This window comes from Pedobacter aquatilis (assembly GCF_032678425.1).
Lineage (GTDB): Bacteria > Bacteroidota > Bacteroidia > Sphingobacteriales > Sphingobacteriaceae > Pedobacter > Pedobacter aquatilis_B.
The window spans coordinates 301,255-315,660 of the sequence record NZ_JAVTSG010000005.1 but is presented as its reverse complement, the minus strand read 5'-3'; the positions used below and the strand labels follow the sequence as shown (position 1 = coordinate 315,660).

Below are 14,406 nucleotides of genomic sequence, written 5' to 3'. Positions count from 1 at the left end.
AAAATAGTTAAAGGAAAAGAAATTTACTCTATTGCTGGCAGAAATCCAGGGCTGTTATTATATTTGGAAATAACCGGGCATTTTGAAAAATTCGGGTGGCATCTTTCTAATGTTTAGAAAGACTGGCCCATCACCGGCTTATTATTTTATTCAACATTTTGACAGATTAACGCTCACATGGCAATCCCTATTATAGATATTTTTGCAGGCCCGGGTGGATTAGGGGAAGGTTTTTCAGCGTTAAAAAACAATGAAGGTGAAAACATTTTTAAAATAGCCCTTTCTATAGAAAAAGATCCACTGGCGCACTTAACACTAACGCTCAGAAGCTTTTACAGGCAATTCAACAACAATGACCTGCCGCAGGATTATTACGAACTGCTGAAAGGGAATATTGACGCAAAGGAACTTTACAGTCGCTGGCCAGAGCAGGCCGCACATGCCCATGCAGAAGCCTGGTGCGGAACGCTGGGCGACCCGGATGAAAAAGATGCAAACGCTGTATCCGATGAGCAGGTAGACGCTAAAATTAGGTCTGTACTAGCTGGAAGGAACGATTGGCTGTTGATAGGCGGACCACCCTGCCAGGCCTATTCTATAGTTGGACGCTCAAGAAGGAAGGAAAAAATCCTGAATGAAGACACTGACAAACGCGTTGGGCTATATAAGCAGTATTTACGTATTCTCGCTAAACATAGCCCTGCAGTATTCGTAATGGAAAACGTTAAAGGTATTCTATCTGCAGAAACCTCGCATGATAGGATATTTTCCCGCATCTTGCAGGATCTTTCCGATCCGCAGGGCTATTATCCGGCTCTTGATGGGGATGTTATATGTCCGGGCTACCGGATATATTCGCTTGTGGCGCCTCCGGAAAGATTAGATGAAAAGGGAAGGCCGGTATATAAACCTGGTAAATTCGTTATACAGGCAGAAAAATACGGCATTCCGCAGACCCGCCACCGGGTAATTCTCCTTGGGGTGAGAAATGATATCGACATCCAACCTTCAGTGCTGCAAGAGCATGAAGAAGTGCCCATAAAATCAGTAATCGGGAAACTTCCAAGACTTAGGAGCGGTCTGTCCAAAAGGCAGGATAGCTATCAAGCCTGGAAATCGCTTCTGGAGGAATTAAGTCAAAAAGTTTCCTTAGGTGTTACCAGTCCTATTGACCTTACAATATCAGAAACATTAAAAAAAATAAGCGATACCCCTTATGGCAAAGGTAAAGATTATCTTAGGACTGAAAACCAAGAGATAGATTATAAAAGCGACTGGTACTTAGACGACCGGTTGGAAGGGGTCGTAAACCATGCATCTCGGTCTCACATGGACAGCGATATTCACCGCTATTTATTCGTTTCGAGTTTTGGCAAAGCTAAACAGCACTCTCCAAAGCTTTCTGATTTCCCGCACAATCTACTGCCTGCTCACAACAATGTAAAAGAAGGAATAGACGATAAGAAATTTGCGGACCGCTTCCGCGTGCAGCTTGAAGGAAAAGCAAGCAAAACCATTACCAGCCATATCTCAAAAGATGGACATTACTATATACATCCTGACCCCAGCCAATGCAGGAGTCTGAGTGTTAGGGAAGCTGCAAGAATACAGACCTTTCCGGATAACTATTTTTTCTGCGGACCAAGAACCTCGCAGTTCCATCAGGTGGGCAATGCTGTACCCCCACTCCTCGCCTACCAGATTGCCGGTAGCGTGGGAGAAATTTTCAGGCAGGCAGGAATACAGCAGCTCGCCGAATTATAATCATCAACATTAACGCACTCAAAATAATGCAGGACAATCAAAACCAAAAACAATACGAAGAACATTACGAAGAAGTTAGCCCACATCCGGAACACCTGATTAAATCCATCGCTGAACAGGGTTACAGCCTAGAAACTGCCCTCGCCGATTTGATGGACAACTCCATATCGGCCTCAGCTGATAAAATTGAAGTTCTCATAAGAATGGACAAAGAGCCATTCACACTTTATTTGGCCGACAATGGCCTTGGAATGGATGAGGATTGTCTGCGAACAAATATGCGCTTTCCGAGCAATTCCCCAGATTCTACCAGAGCAGAAATCGATTTGGGTCGTTTTGGACTGGGGATGAAAACTGCCTCTTTTTCCCAAAGCAGATGCTTTACCGTAATTAGCCGTAAAAAGGGCACAGCGCTTTATGCCGCCAGAACCTGGGACGTGGAACATCTTCGCAATACCGGCAAATGGCAGCTTAAAATCAATAGCCCAGAGGAAATCGAGGTAATGCTTGAGGACTATCAGCGCCTGAGCGAAGGCCATCTGAATGCCCATGAGAATTTCCAGCCTAATACGATAGTTGTCTGGAGGGGACTCTATAAGTTTGAAAATTATCTGGAAAACGAGAACCGTCAGAGTGCACTTAAAAAGGAAATCACTGAAGTGACCTCTGATTACTTATCGCTTGTTTTCCACAGATTCATGGAACGTAAAGAAAATGCGCTTCATATACGCATTAACAACAGCCGTATCCATCCTTTTAATCCTTTCCCGACCCATGAGCCAGACTTTAGGCCGATGGAATTTCGTCAACGGCAGTTCAGCACCGATTTGATCCGTATGGAGGGCTTCATTTTGCCCTCCCGGAGCATAAGCGAAAGCCGCCAGCAGCAATCGATATGGACGACCAAGAACAGAGGTCTGATGGATATGGAGGGAATCTATATTTACCGTGCCGACAGGATAATTCTTTTTGGAGGCTGGAATGGACTCATCAAGAAAGGACCAAGACTACAACTCGCTAGGCTCCGGGTCGATGTGGGCAATAGCGTGGATCATCTTTTGCACCTAAACGTAGCTAAATCGCATATTGTCATTCCCCATGACCTGAAAAATGCTTTTGAACAATACATCGATGAACTAAGGATTGAAGCAGAAAGGGAATACTATAATCGTGGGTTAAAGAAATTTGCAGGAAGCAAAAAACAGAATAATGCCCAGCTCTTTGAAAGAGTATCCACAAATAAAGGCGCCGTTTTGAAACTAAACCCTGCTTTTACACTAATTAGCAGGCTCAGTGAAACTATGGATAAAGAGCAGGCCATGCTCTTTAGACTAATTTCCAGGATGATAGAAACTACCCTCAATAGCATGAAACATGCCCATCAGGAAAAAGAATATACGGGAGTGGCAGAAGCCGATGGTCTGGGCTATGCAGATCTTGAAGCCTGCCTGAAGGCCTTCAAAAATACGGGGCTTTCTAATGAAACCATAATGGATGACATCTTGCCATCTCTGGGATTTTCTGTTGGCTCCCTGCCTGAATCTATAATTAAGCTCTTAAAATAAATGAACCACAACAATTACATTGAGGTCATAAAAAACCTCATTGCCAGCAAGGCAAAAGAACATGCCTCTAGCGCAAGGCTAGATGCCTCATTTTTTGAAGGTCTGCCTGAAAAAATCAGGGAGAGTGTACTCACCGTTTTTAAGCTAATGGGCTTCCCCGAACTCGATGAGGTAACACTTAAGGATTATTTTGCTACAGCCCTGAAAGAATATCTATCAGTAAATCCCATAGTGATAGAACCAAGCCATGCCTTAACGAAAAAAGATTTCCAGACATGGCTTACCCCTGAATATCTAGGGCCTGATTTTGTATGGAACTATACCAAGCGGTATCTCACCCAACTCTCAAAAACAGGGAGAAGTGAAAAGGTCATAAGCGAGGTAGAAGCCTCAAGTCTGTCCATTGTAGAAAAAATGGGAAATCCTCGCTCAGGTAGCTCTTTCTATACGAGGGGTTTAGTTGTGGGCAGCGTGCAATCGGGTAAAACCGGTAACTTCAATGCTGTCATCAACCGCTCAATAGACTTAGGCTATGGCCTCATTATTATCCTCTCCGGCATCATGGAAGACCTGCGAAGCCAGACCCAGCTTCGAATTGAAAGTGACGTGGTGGGTGAAGGGCTTAATATTGAAACCAAAAGAAACCAGGTAAAGGGCGTTGGCAATATCAACAGATTCGGCAAACTTGGTGAAAGTGATGTGGAGCAGGTGATATCCATCACCTCTTCAAAATCTGATTTTAATAACAATCTTGTAAAAGCTGATTTTTCGCTAAACCACACCAATATTTTAGTCTGCAAAAAGAATGTAAGCGTCCTTAAAAACCTGCTCATCTGGTTGCACGACTATATGGGAGAAGACAGGAAGCGGCACGACATACCTTTTCTAATAATCGACGATGAGGCGGATAACGCTTCACTAAACAACGAAGGAAAAAAGGGCCGTGAGTATGCATCAAAAATAAACGGACACATCCGCGCGCTGCTGAGCCTGTTTAATAAAAAAACTTATCTCGGTTACACTGCTACCCCATTCGCCAACGTTCTACAAGACCGAAATCCGGCAGGCGAGGCGAAATGGATAATCAACACCAAAATCACAAACGAAGACGGCGTCTTGGAAAAGAAGATCCTGGAACTGGAAGACTATCTTTTCCCTGATGATTTTATTGTTCTGCTAAATCCGCCTTCAAACTACATTGGTGCAAAGCAGATTTTTCAGACTACCATCGAAGACTACGAGCGTGAAAAAATTCCTTTAGTGGAAGTGGTATCTGGTCACCGCCGCTCTTTTCCTTCCAGGGTGATGCCTCTGGAAGATGGATCACTGGAAGTTGTAAAATTCTATGAAAACAAAAAAGCGTTCGAAGATGGGGATGGTTATGCGAATTTTGAAGATTACAACAGCTATAGGAAAAGTACCAGGGCGCCTAAATCATCCGATGATTTTCCACAAGTTTTGCCTTCCAGCCTTAAAGAGAGTATTATCTGCTTCATCCTTGCCTCTGCAATACGCGAAAGTCGCAAAAAAACCATGATTCAGTCTGCACTCTACAACCCGCACAATACGATGCTTATCCACATCTCGCGGTTCACCTCATGGCAGAATAGGACACTCAAACTGGTAAGCAAATACTTGGGAGACCTGCAGTCAGATCTAGCCTCTGACCTGCCAAGTGACCCGGATTCCATGTATGCTGAACTGGAAAAGCTCTGGTACAAATACTATGCAGCTATCACCGAATCCATTCAGAATTATCTACCTGTAAATTACGATGACCGTTTCATGGCACCTGTTAGCTTTGAGGCGATTAAAAAATATATACCCGACGTGATAAAGGAAACTGAAGTGCGGGCAATAAACAATGAAACCAAGGATAAGCTCGAATATAGCAACGCCTCCCCGAGGAAAATCATTGCCATTGGTGGCAACCGCCTTTCTAGGGGTTTTACCCTTGAGGGACTAACCATCAATTACTTCATTCGCTCAACCAATTACTCCGATACCCTTCTTCAGATGGGACGCTGGTTCGGATACCGCCCGGGCTATTTAGATTGCTGCAAACTCTTCATCACTCAAGATTCTGTGGATAAATTCAATTCAACCACCAGGGCAATTGAAGAACTGGAGATAGAATTCAAGAAAATGGAGCTTAAGGGCAAAACACCTTCCAACTTTGTACTGAGGGTGAGAAAACACCCAGGAACATTAAAAATTACCAGGCCATCGATTCTAACCGGGACAAAAGAAGTCAAATGGTCCTATCAGGACAAACTTGAACAGACCACTGAATTTAATCTAAAGCCAGAAAAAACAGCGCATATCTGGTCATTTTTCAGAAATGAAATTGTGGCAAAATTCCAATGGGAAGATAATGGAAAAGGTTTTCTTATCGCCACGGCGACACCTGAGGATATTATAAGGATACTTGAAACCGAAGGAACACATTTTTCCACTGAAGATTCTTTGAGTATGGCAAAGTTCATTCAGCTTTGCAATGAAAAAAATCTGCTGGAAAAATGGACTATCGCCATAAAAAACCAAGGCCAGGCTAAGGCCGAGAGTGGAAAGGGTTTTTTAACAAAAGCAGAGACGGGACTTGATTCTCAGATTGGCTTAAGTATCAGAAGAGGGCCAATAATGCCAAAAGATGGGACCACTAATATTTACCGCAGCCAGTTCTTAGATGGGCTTAAGTTTACCGCATCCGGCCGTTCTGCCAATATCATATCCTCAGGAGCTGATCTGGGTATACTGTTAAAAGATACAGAGAAGGCTGAGGCTGTCGAGAAATTCAGGGAAGAGCGCGCTCAGTCGCTCCAGAGAGAAAATAAAAACTGGACACCTGAAAAGGCAAGGGCTGAAGCAGAGAAAAAAACCGTACCCGAACGGGTTTACCGTGAGAAAATGTCTCCAAACGAAGGGCTCATGATAATATATCTCTTCGACGCTTGGTACACTTTCCTGCAGGAGCAGGGTAAAAAAGATGATGATTTTACCGACCTGGTGAAAAAACACAACATCGATTTAAATATTCCCATAATCGGAACTGCAATTGGCTTCCCTCCCATTGAGCCGGATCCGGGCGGTGATTATCTTCACGGTGACTATGGTTTTGATGAGGAAGAAGACCTTGACTATTTAGACGAAACCGATTTGGCCATTCCAAACGATTAAGCTATGAACGCAGAACAACTTGAACAGCAGTGGCTGAAAATTTCCGCCGATGTGCCCACAAGCGGGCTGAATTCTATTAGGATATCCTCCACCTGTATACCCGACTTATTTCTGGGTATAGATACCGAGGGCTTCAGAAACCTAATCCTTTCTGTTCCTAAAGACTATAAACTAAGCTTTAAGGCGATTGTTAAAGAAAATCTCTCTATTGATTTTTTTAGGGAAACTCATCACATAGTCCTCAGGCTCATAAACCATCCCTTCATGGATCTTTTCAACGATCTTGTTCTATCGCTTTACTCCAAGATTGGGCAGATGGTGTCACCTGATGAATATGTTCCAGAATTCATCAGGGCATTTCACCGTTGGAACGGTTTTTTTAGCGGCAGAAGTACCCAAACCCTGAGTGATGAAGCCGTGAAAGGTCTCTTCGGTGAAATGATTGTACTCAAACAAGAACTCGAAACAGCCGAGCCTCATTTAACTGATAGTATCCTGGAAAGCTGGAAGGGGCCTTATGATGGCCGGCATGACTTCGAGACTGATGTAAATTGCACGGAGGTAAAGACTATGGAGCTGCGTACAACGCAAATCAGGATTTCCAGTGAATTTCAGCTGGAAAATGTTCCCGACAAGGCGCTTAGGCTTTGTACAGTAGCGATTGAAAATGACATCGAAAACGGTAAAACCTTATCTGATCTCATAACTGCTATCCGTGAAATTATATACAATCAGGGGGGTGACTTGGCAATTTTCGTTGCTGCACTCTCCCGAAAAGGTATCTTCGGAACAGTGCTTTCTGAATACGAGCACCTAAGGTTTACCCCTATTCGACTATGTCTTTATGACTGCTCAGGAGAACTATTCCCAAAATTGACCCCTAAAAATCTTGCAGATGGTATTACGGAGGTTATCTACAGTATCCTCCTAAGTCAGCTGGAACCTTATAAAATATCTGAAAACGCACTCACATGGAAATAAAAGAATTACTAAAATACAGGGAGAACCTGATAAACGGTAGCTTGGACAGCAACCGTTTTACTGACCAGCATACTTTTTTAACGCAGGTACTTCCGCTGATGTATGATGCCAAACTAATTGACAGCGAGGATTACAATGAAAGCTACTACATCTATGCCCAGGACAACCTTAAAATTAACGGCTATGCTGTAAATGAATCAGGAGAAAGACTACAGCTTTTTATCGCGGATGAGACCAAACTGGATTTCTCAGTGAAAGCTGATGAACTTCTTGTATCCACTAGGTCCAGTTATGAAAATCAGTTTAAAAGGGCTACAAAATTTGTAAATAAGGCCATCAAGGGCCATATTGGGGATGAGCTGCAGTTATCGAGCCCTGTGGGCGCACTAACATCAAAACTATCTTCTTCTGAGGGCGCTGACCAATTTGACGTTGTTGAGATATTTCTGATTTCTGCTTCTGCGACTGTGGAAACCCGCGGAAGCGAACCACAACCTAAAAAGTTTGAATTCGAGGACGAGGAAATCAGCATCAGCTACAATAAAAACAGGGATAAGCACAGCAAAAAAATACTTGTGATAAAAAGGTTAATTGATCTCAATTTCCTGTATTCCGTGGAAATCTCAAGAGGCGCGAGAGAAGCATTAGTAATAGATTTCCAAAAAGACTTTTCTTATAAAATTGAGGCCATAAAGGCTGCTGATGAAGAAAACTACGAATCTTACCTCTGCGTGCTGCCTGCTACGATCCTTGCTGATTTATACAAAAGATACAGCACCAGGCTTCTTGAAAAAAATGTGAGGTCATTTTTACAGTTCAAGGGCGTAAATGCTGGAATTAGAGAGACCATTAGAATAAGTCCTGAAAAATTCATTGCCTTCAACAATGGCATCACGATTACTTCAACCGGAAAATCGATTTCTGAGGAGAATGGAAAAGTCTACATAAGCTCCCTAACCGACTTTCAGATTGTGAACGGTGGACAGACCACGGCCAGTATTTTCTTTACAAGGAAGGATGGTTTTTCGGTTGATAAAGTTAGGGTAATGGCTAAAATCAATATAGCCAAAAACGTTTCCGAGGAAGGTCTCGACGAGCTTATATCCAAAATCAGTCGTTTCTCCAATTCACAGACCAAAGTATCAACCGTAGATCTGGGCTCAAGAAATCCGCAATTGACCAAAATCAAATCACTGTCGGACAGCGTGATGATGCCTAGTGGAAAAAAATGGTTCTTCGAAAAATCAAAAGGGGAATTCAGCACTCTTGTTCGTATGGGCGGGAAGGCAGAAAAAGATTTTCCAAAAGAAGTCCGTTTTTCTAAAGAGCAGCTCGGAAAATACTATACAGCATGGGGTGACCAGCCCTATGTCGTTAAAAAAGGTGGCGACAAGGTATTCAAATACTTTATAGAAGCCATCTCAGGGGATGAAAATGGTAAGGGCAAGGCGGAAATTGACAGAAATTTTTACGAGATGTTAATTGCCAGGGTAATACTTTTCCGCAAACTTGAAGATTTGTATGGTGCCGGGAAAAATGCCATTGGCCAGATTAGATCTGCGGTCGTACCTTACAGTATTTCTGTACTCTATGACTGGATAGACGGTAGCAGAACCGGTAAGGTTTTTGATTTTGGAAAACTCTGGTTAAAGGAAAGCCTTGAGGATGACTTGGCGACTTTCATGGAGCAGCTGATGAAGCTTATGAACGACCTTATCAAAAAGTATGCGACAAGTGATGATTACGGCGAATACTCAAAACGCAAGGATCTCTGGGATAATATTTCTTCAAGCAAAGAGATAGAGAACTATATGTCCGGAGGCGATGCCAGCAAAATTTTGGACAAGTATAGTATCGGAAAAGATGAGCTGAAAGCGAAACTCGCGAAAAAATCGAAACAAAAATTCGCTGACCTTGGTGCCTTGCAGCAGAATGTGATGATCTTTACAAGGACTGCGGAGTATTACAAAAAACTTGGACTGATTGTATCAGAGGAAATTAGTAGCTCCCAGCGTGGAAAAATGGATCACATCATAAACTGTATTGTAAATAAAAATGACATCAGCCAGGAGCATCTCGATTTTGAGCGGGAAACTGTTCATCATGTGCAGTCTTCGAAGCCTGAAGTCTTTGATACTATAAATATTGAATCAGACCAGGGATGGCAGGATGCTTTCGACCTTGTTAGCAAGATATATAACCGCAGTCTCGAAGAATCAGGCAATGTGCAGTCTGCATTCCAGCGCCAGCGGGAAATAGCAAAGATGAAAGGTGCTAAATTCTATTCTGTTTATGATGAGATCGGGAAACTTCTAGCTGAGGGTAAATCGCCGACGATGAGGCAACTCTATAGCGTGAAAACAACTATCTCACAGGGATAGATTTCTGTCTCTTAGGCATTGTTATAAACTCTGGATATGAAAATGCAGCCCTGCAAAGCATTTTGGGGCTGCATGTTTTTTAATTCTTTAAAAGCACATCCTTTGATTTTATTCATCAATTAGCCATTCGAAAGTATTTCGATTGAATATAGCATACTGGGTAAATAGTTTACGTTTAGTCGCGACCATAAGGCATTTAGCTCATCCATTGATAGCGTTTTTGGCGTTAGTAGAAAACGTTTCACCTCTTCTATTCCATCTAGCGGGCCTGTGCTTTTAAATCTTGGATTGGATTCATAATAATTAATAAGGAAGCTTAAAATCTATAGATAGCGCTTAAGGCCCGCTAACTTTCAGTAAACTCTGCTGCTTTTAACTCCTTTACCTCTATAGGCTTTAAATTTGCACAAGCCAAAATAAAGGGTATCACATCCTCGATAAGATTATTGCAACTGAACCGATATTCTCTATTTTTTAAAGCCTCTAAGTTAAAAAGTTCTCTAAATTCTAAAAATCCTTCCATATTTTCACCATCATGAAGCACCCAAGAGTGATTGGCTTGTGAAAGGGATAGACCATTATTAAGTCTCAGGCGGGCGTAGTTAGAATATTGTGCATAACTCATGGGCATATTGAGTAAACCAGTAAGCTCTTCTCTCTCTCTAAGTTCCAAAACAAATGGATTGCAATGGTAGCCAATCAATGCGGTAACATCAAATGCTTCAATCGTTGGTACTTCCCATTCTGCATTAGCTATTGTGAAAATTGCCTTCTTTGTCATTACTGGATATTCAAGCAAGTACCAATTCAGACTGTTCTTAGGCAAGCCCTTCTGTATATTTTTCCAATAACTATTACAGAAATCCTGAACGTTTGCATTACGATCTCTGGTTATGAATAACTCGAAAAGCTTGGCTAATGATTCCCGAATTTCTCCGTCAGGAGAAGCCATTACTCTATGCCATCTATCAGATCTGCCCCATAATCTCATCTCTCCAATACTAGTATCCGCAATATGTGTCCCTGTATATCCCAGAGAAATCAGCAGACGTATCAAACCCTCTGTATCATTTGCATCCATTAGGGCTAAAAAGTCTGGCACTATGAGCGATAACTCAGCCGCGGAATATTGTTTTAGCTCAATATTGAAAAGCAATCCCCTGAATACCCAGTTATCTTCTAAACGTTGAACCAGTAATTTTAATTCTGAATCTGCCTGGAAATACTCATATTTTGTTTGCTCATAGCCAATATATCTTTCTGAGCTAGCACTTGATTTTTCCAAGGCTCCGTAAATATCTTCTGGATGGTAAACTTTGGCAAGGACTGCCAGAATCTTTCCGAAATCTTCAAAACGGATCTCGCTAGTGAGGCTAAATGTCCTGCGGTTCTTTTGATTGATGTTATTGAGGTAATTTCGGCAAACACGTAGGTAGTCCCGTAAGTTCTCACTAACCTCATCGCTACCTTTCTCTTTGCAATAGATCAGCCATGCAAAAAAAAGCAGCCTATCAGTAGCATCTACAGATGCACCTTCTAATACCGCGCCAATAACATTCATAGTCCCTCCATGTCGAACCCGGCCCGCAGTGCTTTGATGCTTTGCGTAAATCTCACTAAAATAATCGTCATAACTATCCAGTTCTCTAGCGCAGATATGCTCCATCGACTCAATCAGAAAAGCAATATTATCTCTATTGCTATAAAGCTGTATCATAAGCTCCTCAGAAAAGTTGAAGTTTTTCTCTAAAGTATTCGCCTTATGAAAAAGCAACTCAGTAATAGATGTTATTAAGGCCAATAAGTACTCTCCAGAGGCTTTACTTCTATCTTTTGTGTTGTTCAAATTACTACTAAGCGTCCAGACCTTATCTAACCAAGCTCTATCTATTGCCTGTGAAAACCGCTCATGCATTTCTAAATCCACCGCATGTATTGCGCCTTCCAGTATTGCCTTAAGGTTTTCAAAGTCTGTTAGTCCTTTTCCTCGAGCATTCATTTTTATATATAGGCTATCTCCTTTACCATTTTCAGGGATGTCGATAAGGTAAAATCCTACTGAATTCTTTTCAAGCAATGTCTCTGCTTTGATATTGCCAAACTTTGAGGCAATATCTTCTAACATGACCATTACGGACTGTATCGTGGGATCCTGCATCCAGCGCTCATGGAACCAGCTTTGGTCTTTTATTACTGATGCTAAGCTCCAACTATCACCCTGTTTCTTTTTTATCTCAATTTGCTCATAAAGGCTCCTCACATGACTTTGCTGATTGAGGCATTCAAAGAATTCACTCGAAGATACTCGAGAGCGATAAGAGATTCGACCAAAGGTTTCTAGATTTTCTAGAAGTTTTCCTTGATTGAAGAACAAATACCAGTGAACCAGGTATAAGGTAGTTAAGCGCTGCTGTCCGTCTAAGGGAATGAATCTATTATTAGCTAAATAACCATAGACGAAGTCTAACTCTAGCGGCTCCACATTTTCAATTCCATTTTGAACAGATAGGAGCTGCATGTAAATTGCGTCTAGGAAATTCTTTCGAATTTTTTTCGCTCGTACATCTTCACGCCCTTGTGCATAATCACGCTGAATCATCGGCACCTCAATCCCTAGAGGTATCTTGTTATCAAATATCTCAACTGTATTCTGTAGTAAATCCCAAAGGGTATATATTTTGCTATTTGCCATTATAATTTTTCTGCTTTTAATGAATCAATAAGATTTTCGATTTTTGACATGTATGTTTTACGGTCGGAAATAGTCCAATTAACAAGCTTATTTGGATAGTCACTATAGTATTTTAGAAATACGTTTTTCGTAGCTTGTGGTATAAATGCACCGGCTCGTTCTTTATCCAAAATTTTCTTCCTTTTTACCGCAAATACACTATTACCTAGAGATGAATTACTTCGTGCATCCAAAAGTGCCATATTCGAAATATGATCTACATCTATCCACGGATCACGCTCTTTACTGTCATCCTTTTTGACCGTTTTATGCTCTGAAAGAAATTCAATGATTCTTAATGCTAACTCTTCAAATTCACTCTTAAGGTCAGCTGGTTTGGCTGAAGGCAGGATCTCTATTTGGAAATGCCTGATGCGCTCTTCTAATTCAACCGCACCTTCAAAACCTGAACGGGCGACCTCTGCCAGGTGTTCGCTGAGCCAGTCCATGTAGTCTTTCTGAACAATATCTTCTGCATTCTGGGCATGGATATGTTCTAAACTCCACTTATTTTTTTTACTTTTTAAAAGCCCGAAAGGAAAACGCTGTGAGGCGTCTTTGCTGCTATTGGCGCTTAACACATTAAAGAGTACCATTATTTTTTGCAGCTCATAATGATTCTTATCATAATAAAGGTCGTTTATTGCTGTTTTACCTACTGTAGCATATGCAAGGCTGGCAAGTCTCTCTCTAAACCGGGTCTTATTATCTTCTCTGTAATACTCAAATAGTGTTAGCAAATCAATTCCATCATAAATCAGATAACCAATCAGGTGATGAAGCTCTTTATCTGCGTGCCATTCCTCTAGAATCGAATAACATGTTTTAACTGCTTTCCACTCAGCAGCCAGTAGCATACCTGACTCAATTGGGTTATTTTTTAATTTATTAAAGCGTTCATAGAAGAACCTAAAAGCGCTATGTTCATCTATCATATCGGCACCATTCTCTCGGGCAATCAAATCAAAGATAAAGTCGATTCGGGTAGCTGTATCATTTTCTCTATGATTAATAAAATCCCAAAGACTACCCCTCTGTAGACCATATTCAATCTGGTTCCAATCACTAGCAAGCTCAACCTGTTTAAAATACTGATCGCCTAATTTTAGATCTTCTCTCGAGGATTGCACATTTAGATTATCACTGCTTAAGAAAATTGCTTTAATTAATTCCGCGCCTGTGAGTGCGATTTTGCCTACATTTAAGCGTGTAAATATTTTAACTGAGTCTTTGCGATCCTCTTCAGGATCATTTTTTGGCTGGAGTTCATACCATATGATCTTTAACAGTCCAGCGAGATAAAACAAATACTTCTGCCTCTTTACCGGTGTATGCAAATCTTTCTTATCTGCCCAATCATTAATAAGCTCATAAGCTTCGCTTATATGAGCATAATCAGGATTTTCATAATTCGATTCTTTTTCCTTCAAGGCGAGTAAAAAGCCTGTACATCCACTCCTAGTTTCGTATTCCATAGAAAACAAAGTGCTAGGATCAGTGGACAAGCGTAATAAGATTAGGTAAAGGGTTGTCAGTCGCTGCTGCCCGTCTATCAATTCGAAACGCGCGTCTTTTTTAAGTGTTTTAACAACTATCGGTTGCAAACAATAGCCTTCAACTCCACTCGCCTCTGCTTCATCGATATCAGATAGTAACTCCGATACCTGCTTTGTATCCCATCGATAGCCTCGCTGGTATGATGGCACATAGAAAGTGTATTCTGGATTAATTATCTCCTCGAGTTTAATCCTGTCAATAGTATTGGTCTGGGTCATATATGGAAAGCGATCTCATTTGAGATCAATTA

Annotated in this window: 8 protein-coding genes; 5 read left to right on the top strand and 3 right to left on the bottom strand. The window is 41.5% G+C overall.

Annotated features, from left to right (window positions below):
* Nucleotides 1-177: 177 nt before the first annotated feature.
* Genes R2Q16_RS16440 through R2Q16_RS16420 form a run of 5 tightly spaced genes read left to right on the top strand, consistent with a single transcriptional unit; the run spans nucleotide 178 to nucleotide 9,868 of the window.
* Nucleotides 178-1,764, top strand: coding sequence for a DNA (cytosine-5-)-methyltransferase (locus R2Q16_RS16440; RefSeq protein WP_316738520.1), 1,587 nt, complete (start codon nucleotides 178-180; stop codon nucleotides 1,762-1,764).
* A 26-nt stretch (nucleotides 1,765-1,790) separates the two neighbouring features.
* A complete protein-coding gene (locus tag R2Q16_RS16435) occupies nucleotides 1,791-3,329 on the top strand; it encodes an ATP-binding protein (protein WP_316738518.1) in 1,539 nt (512 codons plus the stop codon).
* Nucleotides 3,330-6,506 (top strand): Z1 domain-containing protein, encoded by a 3,177-nt coding sequence (locus R2Q16_RS16430; RefSeq protein WP_316738516.1) that lies wholly within the window; start codon nucleotides 3,330-3,332, stop codon nucleotides 6,504-6,506. It abuts the gene before it with no gap.
* A gap of 3 nt (nucleotides 6,507-6,509) precedes the next feature.
* Nucleotides 6,510-7,487 carry a PD-(D/E)XK motif protein gene (locus R2Q16_RS16425; RefSeq protein WP_316738514.1) on the top strand — a complete coding sequence of 326 codons (978 nt, stop codon included), beginning with the start codon at nucleotides 6,510-6,512 and terminating at the stop codon, nucleotides 7,485-7,487.
* Nucleotides 7,478-9,868 carry an AIPR family protein gene (locus tag R2Q16_RS16420; RefSeq protein ID WP_316738513.1) on the top strand — a complete coding sequence of 797 codons (2,391 nt, stop codon included), beginning with the start codon at nucleotides 7,478-7,480 and terminating at the stop codon, nucleotides 9,866-9,868. The genes R2Q16_RS16425 and R2Q16_RS16420 overlap by 10 nt, the downstream gene beginning before the upstream one ends.
* A gap of 119 nt (nucleotides 9,869-9,987) precedes the next feature.
* Here R2Q16_RS16420 and R2Q16_RS20385 read toward each other — a convergent pair whose 3' ends face one another.
* From R2Q16_RS20385 to R2Q16_RS16410, 3 genes are all read right to left on the bottom strand, one after another.
* Nucleotides 9,988-10,122, bottom strand: coding sequence for a Pvc16 family protein (locus tag R2Q16_RS20385; RefSeq protein ID WP_410478167.1), 135 nt, complete (start codon nucleotides 10,120-10,122; stop codon nucleotides 9,988-9,990).
* Nucleotides 10,123-10,214: 92 nt separating this feature from the next.
* On the bottom strand, nucleotides 10,215-12,560 hold the full coding sequence (locus R2Q16_RS16415) for a DUF262 domain-containing protein (protein WP_316738512.1): 2,346 nt from the start codon (nucleotides 12,558-12,560) through the stop codon (nucleotides 10,215-10,217).
* Nucleotides 12,560-14,374: a DUF262 domain-containing protein gene (locus R2Q16_RS16410; protein WP_316738511.1), complete on the bottom strand. Its 1,815-nt coding sequence runs from the start codon at nucleotides 14,372-14,374 to the stop codon at nucleotides 12,560-12,562. Before R2Q16_RS16410 ends, R2Q16_RS16415 begins: the two co-directional genes overlap by 1 nt.
* Nucleotides 14,375-14,406 lie beyond the last annotated feature (32 nt).